Origin of the sequence: Mesorhizobium sp. KACC 23794 (genome assembly GCF_052180275.1) — a bacterium.
Classification (GTDB): Bacteria; Pseudomonadota; Alphaproteobacteria; order Rhizobiales; family Rhizobiaceae; genus Kumtagia.
This window is the reverse complement of sequence record NZ_CP197465.1, coordinates 2,462,370-2,477,691: the sequence shown is the minus strand read 5'-3', so window position 1 is coordinate 2,477,691 and position 15,322 is coordinate 2,462,370. Positions and strand designations below refer to the sequence as shown.

The 15,322-nt window shown below is 63.5% G+C and carries 18 protein-coding genes; 11 read left to right on the top strand and 7 right to left on the bottom strand.

Translation table 11 applies throughout. From position 1 onward, the window contains the following. Nucleotides 1–18: 18 nt before the first annotated feature. From ACSBOB_RS12250 to ACSBOB_RS12235, 4 genes are all read left to right on the top strand, one after another. Complete coding sequence (locus ACSBOB_RS12250; RefSeq protein ID WP_442582664.1) at nucleotides 19–606, top strand: hypothetical protein; 588 nt, start codon at nucleotides 19–21, stop codon at nucleotides 604–606. A 109-nt stretch (nucleotides 607–715) separates the two neighbouring features. After that, nucleotides 716–1,651, top strand: coding sequence for a ribose-phosphate pyrophosphokinase (locus tag ACSBOB_RS12245; RefSeq protein WP_442582663.1), 936 nt, complete (start codon nucleotides 716–718; stop codon nucleotides 1,649–1,651). A 257-nt stretch (nucleotides 1,652–1,908) separates the two neighbouring features. Beyond that, nucleotides 1,909–2,295: a hypothetical protein gene (locus tag ACSBOB_RS12240; protein ID WP_442582662.1), complete on the top strand. Its 387-nt coding sequence runs from the start codon at nucleotides 1,909–1,911 to the stop codon at nucleotides 2,293–2,295. 21 nt (nucleotides 2,296–2,316) lie between these two features. Continuing rightward, on the top strand, nucleotides 2,317–3,180 hold the full coding sequence (locus tag ACSBOB_RS12235) for an N-acetylmuramoyl-L-alanine amidase (protein ID WP_442582661.1): 864 nt from the start codon (nucleotides 2,317–2,319) through the stop codon (nucleotides 3,178–3,180). 96 nt (nucleotides 3,181–3,276) lie between these two features. On the opposite strand, the gene chrA is transcribed toward ACSBOB_RS12235, so the two are convergent. From chrA to ACSBOB_RS12210, 5 genes are all read right to left on the bottom strand, one after another. Further along, a complete protein-coding gene (gene chrA / locus ACSBOB_RS12230; protein ID WP_442582660.1) occupies nucleotides 3,277–4,629 on the bottom strand; it encodes a chromate efflux transporter in 1,353 nt (450 codons plus the stop codon). Next, nucleotides 4,630–5,442 carry a chromate resistance protein ChrB domain-containing protein gene (locus tag ACSBOB_RS12225; RefSeq protein ID WP_442582659.1) on the bottom strand — a complete coding sequence of 271 codons (813 nt, stop codon included), beginning with the start codon at nucleotides 5,440–5,442 and terminating at the stop codon, nucleotides 4,630–4,632. It abuts the gene before it with no gap. 104 nt (nucleotides 5,443–5,546) lie between these two features. Continuing rightward, nucleotides 5,547–6,311 carry a sulfite exporter TauE/SafE family protein gene (locus ACSBOB_RS12220; RefSeq protein ID WP_442582658.1) on the bottom strand — a complete coding sequence of 255 codons (765 nt, stop codon included), beginning with the start codon at nucleotides 6,309–6,311 and terminating at the stop codon, nucleotides 5,547–5,549. A gap of 145 nt (nucleotides 6,312–6,456) precedes the next feature. Next, the gene (locus ACSBOB_RS12215) at nucleotides 6,457–7,068 is read right to left on the bottom strand and encodes a hypothetical protein (protein WP_442582657.1); all 612 of its coding nucleotides are present in this window, start codon (nucleotides 7,066–7,068) and stop codon (nucleotides 6,457–6,459) included. Nucleotides 7,069–7,305: 237 nt separating this feature from the next. Further along, nucleotides 7,306–8,043 carry an SDR family oxidoreductase gene (locus tag ACSBOB_RS12210; protein WP_442582656.1) on the bottom strand — a complete coding sequence of 246 codons (738 nt, stop codon included), beginning with the start codon at nucleotides 8,041–8,043 and terminating at the stop codon, nucleotides 7,306–7,308. Between the two features lie 51 nt (nucleotides 8,044–8,094). On the opposite strand from ACSBOB_RS12210, the gene ACSBOB_RS12205 reads away from it, so the two are divergent. From ACSBOB_RS12205 to pth, 3 genes are all read left to right on the top strand, one after another. Further along, entirely contained in the window at nucleotides 8,095–9,033 is a 939-nt protein-coding gene (locus ACSBOB_RS12205; RefSeq protein ID WP_442582655.1) for an AraC family transcriptional regulator, read from the top strand. A gap of 375 nt (nucleotides 9,034–9,408) precedes the next feature. Then, nucleotides 9,409–10,035 (top strand): 50S ribosomal protein L25/general stress protein Ctc, encoded by a 627-nt coding sequence (locus tag ACSBOB_RS12200; RefSeq protein WP_442582654.1) that lies wholly within the window; start codon nucleotides 9,409–9,411, stop codon nucleotides 10,033–10,035. Between the two features lie 24 nt (nucleotides 10,036–10,059). After that, a complete protein-coding gene (gene pth / locus ACSBOB_RS12195) occupies nucleotides 10,060–10,785 on the top strand; it encodes an aminoacyl-tRNA hydrolase (protein ID WP_442582653.1) in 726 nt (241 codons plus the stop codon). A gap of 59 nt (nucleotides 10,786–10,844) precedes the next feature. On the opposite strand, the gene ku is transcribed toward pth, so the two are convergent. After that, nucleotides 10,845–11,675, bottom strand: coding sequence for a non-homologous end joining protein Ku (ku, locus tag ACSBOB_RS12190; RefSeq protein ID WP_442582652.1), 831 nt, complete (start codon nucleotides 11,673–11,675; stop codon nucleotides 10,845–10,847). A gap of 153 nt (nucleotides 11,676–11,828) precedes the next feature. On the opposite strand from ku, the gene ACSBOB_RS12185 reads away from it, so the two are divergent. The 4 genes from ACSBOB_RS12185 to ACSBOB_RS12170 all read left to right on the top strand — a co-directional run bounded on the left by ACSBOB_RS12185 (nucleotide 11,829) and on the right by ACSBOB_RS12170 (nucleotide 14,650). Continuing rightward, a complete protein-coding gene (locus tag ACSBOB_RS12185; RefSeq protein ID WP_442582651.1) occupies nucleotides 11,829–12,086 on the top strand; it encodes a hypothetical protein in 258 nt (85 codons plus the stop codon). Then, nucleotides 12,073–12,522, top strand: a complete 450-nt coding sequence (locus ACSBOB_RS12180; RefSeq protein WP_442582650.1) for a PIN domain-containing protein — start codon at nucleotides 12,073–12,075, stop codon at nucleotides 12,520–12,522. The genes ACSBOB_RS12185 and ACSBOB_RS12180 overlap by 14 nt, the downstream gene beginning before the upstream one ends. A gap of 10 nt (nucleotides 12,523–12,532) precedes the next feature. Continuing rightward, entirely contained in the window at nucleotides 12,533–13,636 is a 1,104-nt protein-coding gene (gene ychF, locus ACSBOB_RS12175; RefSeq protein WP_442582649.1) for a redox-regulated ATPase YchF, read from the top strand. Nucleotides 13,637–13,756: 120 nt separating this feature from the next. Further along, a complete protein-coding gene (locus tag ACSBOB_RS12170) occupies nucleotides 13,757–14,650 on the top strand; it encodes an MBL fold metallo-hydrolase (RefSeq protein ID WP_442582648.1) in 894 nt (297 codons plus the stop codon). Between the two features lie 88 nt (nucleotides 14,651–14,738). Here the strand turns inward: ACSBOB_RS12170 and ACSBOB_RS12165 are convergent, their stop codons facing one another. After that, nucleotides 14,739–15,269: a DUF1097 domain-containing protein gene (locus ACSBOB_RS12165; RefSeq protein ID WP_442582647.1), complete on the bottom strand. Its 531-nt coding sequence runs from the start codon at nucleotides 15,267–15,269 to the stop codon at nucleotides 14,739–14,741. Nucleotides 15,270–15,322: the final 53 nt, after the last annotated feature.

Sequence of the window (15,322 nt, the reverse complement as noted above, 5' to 3'; positions counted from 1 at the left end):
GGCGAAAGGGTCCGCGCATTGAACCAAAGGTCCGAGGGCAAGAGACCGACGCTGGGTGTCGCTGCAATCCTGCTCGCGGCCGGGATCGTCTCGGCCTGCACGAACACCCAGGACGTGCTGGAACCCTCGGCGATCACGCCGCCGGTCGCCACATCCTCGACCACGCCCGATGCTTCGCCGTCGCCCGGCCAGCCCGCTCCGGTGCCTTCGACGACCGCGCAGTCGGCCGCGCTGATCTCCAGCGCCCGCGTCCAGATCGCCCCGATCGTCGGAACCTCGGTCGAGGCGGCGACATCGCTTTCGGAACGGCTGTCGAGCCGCGCCCGTGAGCGCGGCATCCGCATGGTGGGCAGCGCCGATCCTGCCGCGACGCTGATGCTGAAAGGTTATTTCACCCCGCTGGTCGAGGGCAAGGAAACCACCGTCATCTATGTCTGGGACGTCTACGACCCGACCGGCAACCGCGTGCACCGGATCTCCGGCCAGCAGAAATCCGCTTCGGCCGGTGGCGAAGGGTGGGCCGCGGTGCCGGCCGCTTCGATGCAGGCCATCGGCAACGCCACCATGGACCAGCTTGCCGCCTGGATCGGCGGACGCAGCGGGTGACCGGCAACGCCGCCGGGAACGTATTTGTCCAAGATGTACCCATGCTTGCGCTTGCAATAGCGCGGCGGGCGGTTAAAAGCCCGCTTACCCACCCCTTCGGAAACGGCACATGAAACTATTTGCGGGCAACTCCAACAGGACCCTTGCAGAGGGCGTCGCCCGCTACCTGAACATCCCGATCGGCAAGGCGACCGTGCGGCGCTTCGCCGACCAGGAGATCTTCGTCGAGATCCAGGAGAACGTCCGCGGCGAGGACGTCTTCATCCTGCAGTCGACCTCCTTCCCGACCAACGATCATCTGATGGAATTGCTCATCATGATCGACGCCTTCATGCGGTCTTCCGCCCGGCGCATCACGGCGGTGATCCCTTATTTCGGTTATGCCCGCCAGGACCGCCGCGCCTCCGGCCGCACGCCGATCTCGGCAAAGCTGGTCGCCAACATGATCGCGCGGGCCGGCGCCAACCGCGTGCTGACGCTCGACCTGCATGCCGGCCAGATCCAGGGTTTCTTCGACATCCCGACCGACAATCTGTTCTCGGTGCCGGTGATGGCCCGCGACGTGAAGACCAAATACAAGCAGCTCGCCAACGTCATGGTGGTGTCGCCGGACGTCGGCGGCGTGGTGCGCGCCCGGGCGCTGGCCAAGCGCGTCGACGCGCAGCTCGCCATCGTCGACAAGCGCCGCGAGCGGCCGGGCGAGTCGGAAGTGATGAATGTCATCGGCGACGTGAAGGGCAAGGACTGCCTCCTGTTCGACGACATTGTCGATTCCGGCGGCACGCTGTGCAACGCCGCCGACGCGCTGCTGGAGAAGGGCGCGAGCAGCGTGACGGCCTACATCACCCACGGCGTGCTGTCCGGCGGCGCGGTGGCGCGCATCACCGGCTCGAAGCTGCAGGAACTGGTGATCACCGACTCGATTCAGCCGACGCAAGGCGTCAACGACGCCCACAACATCCGCGTCGTCTCCATCGCCGACCTGATCGGCGAGGCGATCTCGCGCACCGCGACGGAAGAGTCCGTCTCCAGCCTGTTCGATTGAGCAGGCTTTTCTTGCCCGATCTGCCTTGAGCCACCACGCAAGGTCGCTGCCGCGTTCCGTTTGCTCGCGCATCGGGACGGAATACCGTCCTTGCGCTTTCAAAATTCCTGTTGAAAAGCATCGTTGAAAGTATAAACTGACCGTTCGACAGAACGTTTCGTGGAATTCGGTCTGCCGATATAAAATCGAAAATTTTAAGTTCCTGGCATTTTCGTGCATCAGTCTTGTCCCGTTGAACAGCAGGAGGCTAGACCGAAATGAATCGAAAATTTGCAGCGTTGATATCCTTGATCTCGCTGGCGATGTCATGGTCGGCGTTGGCCGACGAGGAAAAGACCCCCGACTGGTCATGTTCGTGCCTGACCTTCGACGGATCTTCGGAAAATTGCCATATGTTCGCAAATGTCGAAGGACCCGTCTTTTCCTTCGGAGCGTTCGAGACATCCGGTGACGGTCCCTATACTGTCGAGCGGACCGCGGACGAAACCGTATTGACCAGCGAGATCACCACGGTGAACGGGGCCAAGATGACCGTCATCATCGCCGAGCCGAGCAAGGGCGGGACGGCCCTGATCTTCACCGACGAGCGCAAGCCGGGCGGAGAATCGTTCACTGCAAAATGTGAAGGCAAACTGCCGAAGTAGGCTACCGGCCGAGAGGGGCTCATGTCAATCACGGATAACTTCATCACCGGACTGCCGAAGAAGACCCTAATCCATGTCGGCGCCAACCAGACGCCGAAGCTACTGGTAATCCATTATTCCGTCACGAATACCGTCGCGCAGGCGGTGGCTGCGCTCAACGCCGCCCGGCTGAGCTACCATATTCTGATCGAGAAGAACGGCGATGCTTTTCAAACGAGGCGCTTCACCGAGTCAGCCCTGCACCCCGGCCTCAGCAACTGGAAAGCCGGGAGCGGAGTGACACTCGGCGCGTCGGTTGCACGCGGCTCGATCGGCATCTGCCTCATGAACAAGGGCTTCGCTTTCGATCCCGGCGTCCCGAACGGTCCAGGCAAGCTGATCTACAATCCGGACGACGCGAGCATGCAGCGATGGGAGAAATATCCTGCCGCGCAGATCGCGTCCGTCAGGGGCATCGCCAAGGATATCATCGCAACCTATCCGATCGCGGAGGTGGTAGGACACCATGACATCGCGATCATGGGCAAATTCGACCCTGGCCCGCTATTCGATCTCGACGAACTCAACGCAATGCTGCCCAATCCGCCAGAGTTGGGCTTCCGCACGACGGTTCAGTCTCCCGACGGAACGTTGAACCTGCGGCGGTCCCCGAACAGTACATCTCCAATCCTGCGGACGCTAGGCAACGGTGCCACCGTTCACATCCGCTCCATCGCCTATGGCGCCAAGGCGGATTGCATTCACCCAACGCCCGGCTCGAAGAAACGCTACCTGACGCGCTGGGCGTCGGTCGATGTCGACGGCTCGAACCGGCACGCCGGCTTCGTCCATATGGGCAATCTGGCATCGACACCGCTCGACCCGTCGCTCGCGGCCTTCCTTTAGGTGGCTTCCGGGGGCTGGAGCATTTCCGGCGAAAACAGGATCGCCTGCAATGCTCCAGGTGCAATCCCTTCGGGAGGCCCTAGGGGACGACGGGTTCTAAACAAATTCGCGGAGCCCGCCCGCCAGTGCGGCAACAGCCAAAACCAATAGCATGTTCGCCTTGAACCGCAGCAGCGCGACCGCCGCGGCGAGCGCGATCAGGGCAGCAAGCCAGTCGAAGCTGGAAAAGTCGGGTACCGGCAGGCTGAACGGCCCTGCCCTCGCCTCGTCCACCCTGCCGAACAGCACATGCAGCCCGAACCAGACGGCAAGATTGGCGATGATGCCGACCACCGCTGCCGTGACGGCGGCAAGCGCGGCCGCCAGCCAGCGCACGCGGCGCACCGTCTCGACGTAGGGCGCGCCGACGAAGATCCACAGGAAGCAAGGCACGAAGGTAAACCACAGCGTCACCGCCGCGCCCGCCAGCCCGCCGGCCAGAGGGTCGAGGCCGGAGAGCCGCGCCCCTCCGAGGAAACCGACAAACACCAGCACCAGGATCAGCGGACCCGGCGTGGTTTCGGCAAGGCCGAGCCCGGCCAGCATCTCGTCCGGCTTCAGCCAGCCGTAGATTTCAACCGCCTGCTGCGCCACATAGGCCAGCACCGCATAGGCGCCGCCGAAGGTGACCATCGCCATCTTCGAGAAGAAACCGGCCTCGGCGGTGAACACATGCCCTCCCCCCAGCAGGAGATAGAGCCCTGTCAGCGGCACCAGCCAGACCGCCAGCCACACGGCGAGAGTGGAGGCAAATCGCCGCCAGCTCGGCCGCGCCCATTCCGGCATGGCCTGGTCCGCGGCAGGCCCGGAGACCGGGCGCGACCGATCCCTCGCGACCAAATGCCTTGCCGCGCCAGCCGCCGCCGCGCCAAAGATGATCAGCGGGAACGGCAGTTTCAGGAACGCGATGGCGACGAAAGCCGCAACGGCGATGAACACCGCCGGCGCATCGAGTAACGCCCGTCGCGACACTTTTACCAGCGCCTCCAGCACCACGGCCAGCACCGCCGCCTTCAGCCCGAACAGGAAACCCTGCACCAGCGTCACATGCCCCAAAAGCATGTAGACCGCCGACAATGCGGTGATCACGACAGCGCCCGGCAGCACGAATAGCAGGCCCGCGATCAGCCCGCCGCGCACGCCGTGCAGCAGCCAGCCGGAATAGGTGGCGAGTTGCATCGCTTCCGGTCCGGGCAGCAGCATGCAGTAGTTCAGCGCATGCAGGAAACGCGGCTCGTCCAGCCAGCGTTTTTCGTCGACCAGGATGCGATGCATCAGCGCGATCTGCCCGGCCGGGCCGCCGAAGGACAGCAGCCCGATCTTGCCGAACACGCGGGTGGCCTCGCCAAGGCTCGGGCGTGCCGCCCCGGCCAACGGTGTCGTTTCCGGCCCATCCAACATCTGGTGCATCTACGCCGCTCTCGCCGGCCAGTTGTGCGTTTCGCCCGCAGCATCGCGGCACCAGCCGTAGAGGGCGTCGTAAAGGACCATGCCCTTTTCCAGTTGCGTTCGGTCGTCCCGTTCCGTGGCCGACAGGCCGAGCGAAATCGCCAGCAGCCCGGCCGCCTGCGGCTCCAGATCCAGGCGAGCGGTGTCGGCGCCGCGGACGATCCTTGCCAGGTGCAGGAGCGCCGGTTCGCAAAGGCCGAACTCGGCGATCAGCGTGTCGAAGGTGCAGTCCTCGCCGCGGTGCGAATAATGCACGTCCTTGACATCGAACGGTATCCAGCCGGTTTCGAGGGCGATGTCGACGACCCACTCGGCGGCAACGAAGTGGAACACCGCAAACGGATCGATGAACCGGCGTATCAGCCAGGGGCAAGCGATGCGGTCGATCTTGGGCCGCTCCCTTGTCACCCAGACGCTTGGAACGGGCAACCCGGTCTCCATGCACGGCGCCTCACGCGCGGCGGTCGGACCCTTTGCCGCATTCCAGGCGTCGAATCCGCCTTCAAGCACGGCCACATCGACGCCGGCGGCGATCAGATTCGCCACCGCTATCTCGCTGACATTGTGACCATGGGCGCAATAGACCACGACCGGTTGTCGATCCGATGACGGTGGCAGAACCTCGCCGACCGTCATGTGATCGCGCCAGATGGCGCCGGCGATGCGAACCGGCGAAGCGGCGAGGGCTGCCGGCCGCCGCACATCGACGAAGAGAGGCGACCGGCTGGTGCCGACGAGCGGAATGAGTTCAGAGGGCGAGAGATAGCGAGGCATGGATTTCCTCCGCATAGCCTGCGAAGGCGGAACTTGGGCAAAAGCCTCACGGGGAGTCCACCATGCCCCCGATCAGAAAAGCATAGTCCTTGTCTTGCCTTTGTTCAACGCAAAATCCCGTCCAGCACCGGCAGGCTGACGAGCGCCGCCACGCCGATCAGCCAGTAGCACAACCGGCGGAACGTCACCTCGCTCGCCAGGCCGAACATGTGCGATCCGCCGAACAGCCCGATCCCATAGGCCGGCGCTGACAGCAGGCTGAGCAGGAAGACGTCGCGGACGAACAGATCGCCAGCGACGTAGGAGGCGATCGACAGCACGCTGGAAATCGCGAAATAGAGCACGATGTTGGCGCGCACCGTATGCCGCGGTATCGCACCGCCGAGCCAATAGGCGACGACCGGCGGACCGCCCGCCTGCGCCGCGCCCGAGCAGAAGCCCGCCAGCATGCCGACAAACACGGTGACCGTCGTCTTCGGCCGCCCATGATAGCGCCATCCCGAGGCGAGCAGGCCGAGCATCGCCACCACCAGGCCGACGATCGCCCAGCGGATCGCCAGCGGGTCGGCGGTGGCGAGGATATAGGCGCCGGCCGGAACGCCGAAGAAGGCGCCGGCCGACATCGTGCCGACGCTTGGCCTGTCGGCCAGCCGCCAGGCATTGGGCAGCATGCCGACCGTCGTCACAAGATCGATGACCAGCAGCAGCGGCGCGGCGACCTTCGGCCCGACCGCCGCGCTTGCCAGCGGAATGAAGATCAGCGCCGCCCCGAAGCCGGAAAAGCCACGCGCCAGCCCGGCAACCAGCGCGGCTGCAAAAAGGAACAGCAATTCGCCGCCCGAATGGTCGGCGACGGGAAAATCCAGCATGGCGGCATCGAACGGAGGCGGGATCGGGCGATCACCCTACCGGCTCGCTCACCAGGCAGACAGGGCAAGATCCGCCAAAACGCTCGGCCAGCGACCGCCGGCGCGGGGGGACGTCGCAGCCCCTCCCCCCACCCGCTCCGAAAGATCACATCGGCGGCGCGACGCCATTGTTGCCGACGACCACCCGGTTGGCGGCAAGCGCACCATCGGCGCCGCGCTCGGCAAAGACGAAGACCGGCGCGCCGGGTTTGACGTCGGCTTCGGTGGCCGGCGCGAAAGTGACCACCGGCACATTGTCGGGAATGGCGATCGTGCGCTGCTGGCCATGGTAGGAAAGCGTCACCACGCGCCCGTCGACCTGCGAAACGGCTTCCTCCACCGTGCCGTTGGTCATGCTGCTGTTGGGCTGCAGGTCCCATGGCCGGCTGCCTTCGCCAGCGCCCTTCATGGCGGCTGGGAAGATCACCACTTCCAGCGCGCCGTCGCCGCCATCCGCCCTGGGCACCGAGGCTATACCCAGGAAATCGCCCGGCTTGATGTCGCCGATCGAAGCAGCCTTGATGCCGGAAATCTGCCAGCCTTCCGTGAGCTTGATCGCCGCCGTGTCGCCCTCGCGCGTCTTGACACTCAGCATCGGGCCTTCGATGCCGGCAACCGTGCCGCGCACCCGCGCGGTGTCGGCCGCCCAGCCCGGCGTGGCGCCGGCAGCCAGGGCAAGCAGTACGGCGAATGCGATCGGAAGGTTTTTTGTGAACATGTCGACGATCTCCGGCTGGAGGACGGCAAGGCCAGCTTCGCACGGATTGCGCGCAAGCCGGCGTCAAATCAACTTGATCGGCATTTGACAAACGAAGCGGCGGCCCGTGATCTTCCGGCAGGGTTCCAGTTTGAATGTCCGTTCCGACCCCATTGCAGACCTTCAATGGGTTGTTCTATTCACGTTAAAGGACGTTCACGCTTGGCAGACAGGGCGACCCAATGCGCCCGTTCAGCATCAGTCCTGCGCGGCTGGACGTACCACGATACTGCCAATTTCGACGTCGTCGGGCTGTTCAATTGCGAAGGCCACCGCGCGTGCGATTGCATCGGGCGAAATGGCGATTTCTTCCTTGCGTTTCCGGAACGCCTCTTTCAAGTCCGGATCGGCGATCGAGGTATCCGCGAAATTCGTGTCGATAAAACCAGGGGACACTTCCGTCACACGCAGGTGCCGACTTGATTCCTGTCGCAGCACTTCGGTGGCGGTTCGCAGGGCGTTCTTGGTGGCGGCATAGACGCCCATCGTCGGCAGGATCTTGATGCCGGCCGTCGACAGGACGTTGACGACGTGGCCTTTTTCCTGGCGGGCGAATACCGGCAGCGCCGCAGCGATGCTGTAGAGCGTGCCCTTCAGGTTCACGTCGATCATGGCATCCCAATCTTCAACGCGCAGTTGGTCGAAGCGGGAGAGCGGCCCGATGCCGGCATTGTTGACCATGACGTCGAGCCGTCCGAACCGCTCGCAAGCAAGACCGACCAATGCCTCGAGATCCCCCCGCTTTGTGACGTCGGTTCTCCGATAGGCCGCCTCGCCACCCGCTTCTTCAATCTCGCCTGCGAGCGCGGCTATCTCCGCCTCGCTTCGCGCGCCGAGAACCAGGCGCGCGCCGCGTGCGGCCAAGTGAATGGCGGTCGCTCGGCCGATCCCGCGCCCGGCTCCGGTAACAACAACGGTCTTGTTCTGAATCGACATGGAAGGCTCCATCTTTGCAATACGAAGCCTAACCTATGCACGGGCCGCCGGATGATCTATGCTCAAGGAGCCATGTTTTTATCGCAATCCGCCAGAATGATGCGCGATCCATTCTCCGAGGTCCTTGCAGCGCTCGGTGCGCGGAGCGTTCGTGGGACCGGCCTCGAAGCGGCAGGCGACTGGGCGCTCGCTTTCGATGGGCGGGCGCGGCTGAAATTCGTCGCGCTCACGCACGGTCGATGCTGGCTCCTTCTTCCCGATCATCCCCCGGAAGCCTTGGTGGAAGGCGACGTCTTTCTGCTCAGCGATACGCGATACACCGTAGCGAGTGATCCGACGCTCGAACCTATCGACGGCATGTCGCTCTACGCCTCACCGGGACAGGACATTGTGCGTCTTGGCGATGGGCGTGAAACTGTCATGATTGGTGGCGGTAGCGGCTTTGCGGATGGCAGCGCCTCGTTCGTTCTGGATGCCCTGCCCACGTTCCTGCGTGTAGATCGGACGTCTCCGAGTGCTGAAGCCGTCGCCCGGACGCTCAAGTCCTTGCGGGCGGAAGTCGACCACGGAGCGGTCGGCGGCTCGCTCGTTGCCGAACGGCTGGCGGAAATCCTCATCGTCGAGGCGGTTCGTGCCTATGTCGCAACTAGCCCGTCAGACAGCGTCGGCTGGATCACCGCCTTGGCAGACCCTCGGATTGGTAGGGCACTCCGAATGATGCATGGGGACGTCGCACGTCGCTGGACCGTGCCGATGCTGGCGGCGGAGGTCGGTATGTCGCGTTCGGCGTTCACGGACCGTTTCTCGACGCGAGTCGGCTGCCCGCCGATCGATTACCTTATCCGTTGGCGCATGGTGCTGGCGCAGCGAAAGCTTGACACCGGCCAAGCTGTGGCCGCCGTTGCCGAGACCGTCGGCTACAACTCCCAAAGTGCGTTCGCTCATGCCTTCAAGCGCACCATCGGTCGGCCCCCACGCTCTGGCAGTTAACGACGTCTTTTCGAAGGGTTGTCGGACGCCAACTCGTCTGGAAAGCCGCCGATCCTTGTAGCCGAGTTTCTTTGAACCTCGCAAACGGCGGCTTTTCATCGCCTTCTGCCCGAAGCCGCCCGACCGGTCCCCACCGATTCCAGACATTCCGCCAAACCCCATCTTCCCCCGACCTTGCGCCTTTCCGCCCTCTCCGCTATAGGACCGCCACCCGCGTAGACACCCTTGGAGGCAACGCGGGCGATCGCCGCCATCTCCGCATGGTCCTGCTCCGGCTTCCGGATTGGACCGTTTGCGTCGAAGGTGGCTTTCCACGTTTCCGGCATGGCCGTCCTGGCTCGCCGGAGGCGCTCCAATAACGCGAAAGGAAAAGCCATGAGCCACGACACCTACGAGCTCAAGGCCGACGCGCGCGAACAGGTCGGTAAGGGGTCCGCCCGTGCAGTTCGCCGCGAAGGTAAAGTGCCTGCAGTCATCTATGGAGACAAGCAGCCTCCCCTGGCGATCGCTCTCTCCTACAAGGAAATCTACTACAAGATCCACGGCGGCGGTTTTCTGACCACGGTCGCCACGATCGATGTCGGCGGCCAGAAGATCCAGGTCCTCCCCAAGGACTACCAGTTGGATCCGGTCAAGGACACGCCGATGCATGTCGACTTCCTGCGGATCGGCAAGAACACCGAGGTCAACGTCGAGGTGCCCGTGCACTTCATCAACGAGGACAAGTCGCCCGGCATCAAGCGCGGCGGCGTGCTCAACATCGTGCGCCACGAGATCGAGTTCCACTGCCCGGCCGATGCTATCCCGGATTCCGTCACGGTCGACCTTTCGGGAGCCGATATCGGCGATTCCATCCACATCTCGTCGGTGAAGCTGCCGGCCGGCGTGCGCCCGGTCATCCACGATCGCGACTTCACCATCGCCACCATCGCCGGCTCCGCCGCGATGCGGCCCGAGACGGATGCCCCGGCGGAGGCCGCCGCCCCGGCCGCCACCGAATAAGCCTCGCCGCCCGGGAACGACGCCATGCTTTTGTTTGCTGGCCTCGGCAACCCGGGCGCGCAATATGCCCACAACCGGCACAATGTCGGCTTCATGACGGCGGACGCGATTGCCCGCCGCCATGGCTTTTCGCCCTGGTCGAAGAAATTCCAGGGCCTGATCGCGACGGGCGAGATCGCCGGCGAAAAAATCGTCCTCATCAAGCCGCAGACTTTTATGAACCTGTCCGGCCAGTCGGTCGGCGAGGCGTTGCGCTTCTACAAGCTCCCGGTCTCGGCGCTGACCGTCTTCTACGACGAGATCGAGCTCGCCGCCGGAAAAGTGCGGGTCAAGATCGGCGGCGGCGCCGCCGGCCACAACGGCATCCGCTCGCTCGACCAGCATGTCGGTAAGGATTTTCGGCGCGTGCGCATCGGCGTCGGCCATCCCGGCGTCAAGGAACTCGTGCACGGCCATGTACTCGGCGATTTTTCCAGGGCGGACGGAGAATGGCTGGACCCGCTGCTGGAAGCGATCGCCGGCAACGTGTCCTACTTGGCCAAGGGCAACGACAACGAATTCATGAACCGGGTCACGCTGGCGCTGCGCGATGCGCTGCCGCCCACCGGCGACCACGACCGACCGCCGCCCAAGGCGCCGAAGCCGCAGAGCCACATCCGTCAGGCGCGGCCGCAGCAGCCGGCGGTCCAGGTGCCGGAAACCGGACCCATGGCGGCGATGTTGAAGAAGCTGTTCGGGAAGAATTCCTAGCCGCCCCGGACGAGCGGTTAGCCGGCGCGTCCTGCTCACCGCAGCCCTTCCTCCAACACTCAGGCCGCCGCGCCGCGCCCCTTCTTCGCAGCGCCTTTCTCCCGCGAAATCCCCTCCTGCGCGAGGCTCTTGCGCAGCACATCGGCAAGGTTGACGACGTTCTCCTTCGGCCTCGGCGCGGGTTTCGGCGGCTGCTTGCCCTGCTGCTTGGCCTTGATCATCGCGATCAGCGCATTCTCGTAAGAATCCTCGAATTTCGACGGATCGAACATCGTCGTTTTCTTGTCGATCAAAAGTTCGGCGATCTCGATCATCTCCGGGTCGGTCTTCACCTTCTTCAGCCCGTCGAACACGCTGCCTGCCTCGACCATCTCGTTGCGGTTGCGCAGCGTGGTCATCAGCAGCGCATCGCCCTCGGGCTGGATCAGCACCTCGCGGCCGCGCTGGTAGAGCACGATGCAGGAGCGCACCGCCGCCTTCTTTTGCCGCAGCGCCTCGCGGATCACCGCGAAGGACTCTCGCGCCGCCGGGTCGGCCGGCACGACGTGATAAGGCTTGTCGAGATAGCGCTGGTCGACAGCGTCGAGGTCGACGAAATCCTCGACCTCCAGCGTGTGCTCCGAACTCAGCTTCAGCGCCTTGATCTCGTCAGGCTCCAGTAGCAGGAACTCACCATTGCCGAGTTCATAACCCTTCACCTGGTCCTCAGCCTCGACGACCTTGCTTGTCCCCTCATCGAGATAGGCGCTCTTCACCGGCTCGCGCGTCCTGCGGTTGAGGATGCGGAAATGGATTTTTTCGGACTCAGACGTTGCGCCGACCAGCTTGATCGCGCAGGCGACCGAGCCGAATTTCAGAAATCCCTTCCACACCGCGCGCGGAGCAACCATCAAGATTTTCCATTTTACTGCCTGTGCGAACGGAAAGCCGGCGGATTGGTTCCGGTCTGCAAAGGCGCGCGGCAGATCGTTGAGAACTGCTTGCAAAGATAATGCCCATCCACATATACAAACACGAAGTTCGTGTTTTCGTGAGATCGTGAAATGAAAAACGTGACCATCTCAATGGACGATGAGCTTGCGCAGCGCACCCGCATCGCTGCCGCACGGGCTGGCCAGAGCGTGTCGAAATATCTGGCCGAGGCAGCGCGAAGAAAGATCGAGGCTGACGACGCGGCTGACAATGATCGCGGGCGAAACCGGCAACTGGAGGCGATCGAACGTATTCTCGCCGGGCCGAAGTGGAGCGTCATGGAAGACGGTCGCATGCCGACATCCGAGGAGCGCAATGCCCGCCGTTAGGGTGTTTATCGACACCAACACCCTTCTGTATCTCCATGATCGGGATGGCGGCGAAAAGGCTGAGACGGCCATCCATTGGGTGCGTGCGCTGACTGCCCGTCAAATTGCTCGCATCAACCTCCAGGTGCTGAACGAAATGACTTTCGTGATGCTGCGAAAGCGATGGTTTGCCAATCCGGAGCATGTTTTCTCCATCGTCGATCAATTGACGGAAATCGGCAGCAGTCCACTCTCAGCGGCAACATGTGCGTCAGCCCGACACCTCCATCTTCGATATCGCTACTCATGGTGGGATTGCCTGCTGCTCGCCTCCGCGCTGGAATTGGGCTGCACGCACTTCCTGTCGGAGGATTTGCAGGACGGCCAGTCAATCGAAGGCTTGACGATCATCGATCCGTTCGCCCATAGCCCTGAACAAATTCTGATCTCCCGCTAGGACTAAAAAAATGGGTTTCAAATGCGGCATCGTTGGGCTGCCCAACGTTGGCAAGTCGACGCTGTTCAACGCCCTGACGCGCACCGCCGCGGCGCAGGCGGCGAACTATCCCTTCTGCACCATCGAGCCGAACACAGGCGAAGTGGCGGTGCCGGACCCGCGCCTGCAAAAGATCGCGGCGGTCGCGAAGTCGAAGGAGATCATCCCGACCCGCATCTCCTTCGTCGACATCGCCGGCCTCGTGCGCGGCGCGTCGAAGGGCGAAGGGCTGGGCAACCAGTTTTTGGCCAACATCCGCGAGGTCGACGCCATCGTGCATGTCCTGCGCTGCTTCGAGGATGACGACATCACCCATGTCGAAGGCCGCATCAATCCGGTGGCCGATGCCGAGACCGTCGAGACAGAGCTGATGCTGGCCGACCTCGACAGTCTCGAGCGCCGTATCGTCCAGTTCCGCAAGCGAGGGCAGAGCAAAGACAAGGAAGCGCTCACGGTGCTGCCTGTCATGGAGAAGGCGCTGGAACTTCTGCAGGAAGGCAAGCCGGCGCGCGTCATGCTGTCGGGCATCGCCGCCGAGGATCTGCGCACGCTCCAGGGCCTGAACCTGCTTACCGCCCATCCGGTGCTTTATGTCTGCAACGTCGCCGAGGCGGACGCCGCCACCGGAAACGAACATACCAGGGCGGTAGAGGCGATGGCCGCCGCCCAAGGCGCCCGCACGGTGGTGATTTCGGCGGCAATCGAGGCCGAGGTTGCCCAGCTTCCCGACGACGAGGAACTGGAATTCCTCGCTTCGATGGGCCTGGAGGAGCCGGGCCTGGATAAGCTGATCCGCGCCGGTTACGACCTCTTGCACCTCATCACCTATTTCACCGCCGGGCCGAAAGAGACCCGCGCCTGGACGATTTTGAAGGGCACCAAGGCGCCGCAGGCGGCCGGCGTCATCCACACCGACTTCGAGCGCGGCTTCATCCGTGCCCAGACCATCGCCTATGACGACTTCATCGGCCTTGGCGGCGAGGTCGCGGCCAAGGAAGCGGGAAAAGCCCGCGACGAAGGCAAGGAATATGTGGTGCAGGACGGCGACGTGCTGCTGTTCAAATTCAACACGTAAGCTCAGGGGACAGTTTACTTTTCCGCCCGCACCAGCCTTGAAGCGCATCCGCCCTTCTGCGGAAACAGAGTAAACTGTCCCGGCATTCCGGCGGTCACGAACCGGCAGGAAAATCGGCCGATGACAAAACACCTGCGCATCCTGCATCCCATCGAAGGCATTTTGGCCTTCTATGACGGCCGGGTCGACGGCTACCGCTTTGCCGCCGGACCAAACTGGGTGGACGACGGCGCCCTGTCGCTCGGCATCGCCAGCTACGCGATCGTCGAGGGCGATGAGGCACTGGTCTACGACACGCACATCTCGCTCGACCACGCGCGCACCATTCGCGCCGCGCTGGAAGCGCTGGGCGTCTCGAAATTCACCGTCGTACTCAGCCACTGGCACCTCGACCACGTCGCTGGAACCGAAGCTTTTGCCGATTGCGAGATCATCGCCAACCGGCGTACGGCCGCACATCTCGCAAGCCGCAAAGCGGCGATAGAGGCCGGTACGCTCGAAGGTCCCCCGGCGATCGCTCCGCTGATCCTGCCCACCACGCTGTTCAGTGGCCATATGTCGATCAAGGTTGGCAATCGTGGGGTGGAACTGATCGAATTGAACATCCACAGCGACGACGCGACCGTTCTCTGGCTGCCGGAGAAAAGGATCCTGCCTGCCGGCGATACGCTGGAGGACACGGTCACCTATGTCGGTGAGCCCGAGAGTTTCAACCGGCATCTCGAAGACCTGCAAAGGCTGGCGGCGCTCGACCCGGGCTCGATCCTGCCCAACCATGGCGATCCCGACATCATCGCTGGCGGTGGATACGCCAAGACGCTGATCGCGGCGACCGAGGATTATATCGGGTCGCTGCAGCAGGCTGCACGCGAGCCCGCCATGCGCGAACGCACACTCAGGGAATTCGTTGCACCTCAGCTCGAAGCGGGCTCGATCCGGTATTTCGCTCCCTACGAGGACGTCCATCGCAACAATGTGGCGGTCGCGCTTCGGGTGGCGCAAGAGGCGCAGTAAGCCATCGTCAGGACGGCAACGTCCTGTCCTTCCGATCGATATTGTCTTCCGCGCCGGCGGCATGCGCCGGCGCGGGAAAATGTCTCCGTCAGGCCGCCGCCTTGCGCGACGATCCGGCGAGCGCGCCGCCGAGCTTTTCCGAGACAAAGCCGAACAGCGCCCCGATCACCATCGACACGACGATGTTGATCAGCGCGTTGTCGACCACCGAGACCGTCAGCAGCGTTCCCAGCTTGCCGGCAAGCAGCGTGTAGCCGGCAACGCAGGCGAAGCCGTACACGGAGGACGGTATGCTTCCCAATGCAGGCACGTTCGCGCCGATCACCAGGATCGCGGCGCCGATCCCGACCAGTATACCGGCGGCGATAGGGACGCCGAGCGACGGCGCCAGCGAACCGAGAAGTATCAGCACGACCCACGCGACGACGGCGCCGAAAATGTGCGCCGGGATGTTGGTCTTGAGTGCTGCCTGTGTGCCGCCCGAATGATAATAGGCGGCCCAGGCGACAAACCCCGCCCATATCTGCAGGCCCGCCATTCCAAGCGGCCCCACATACAGCCAGGTGGCGATCCCACCCAGCACACCAATGCTTATTGCAAGTGCAGTCAGTAGTGGCATTGCTTCCTCCCGAAGTTTTTGAAGTCGACGGCAATTTGGCAGCGCCAGCTTGC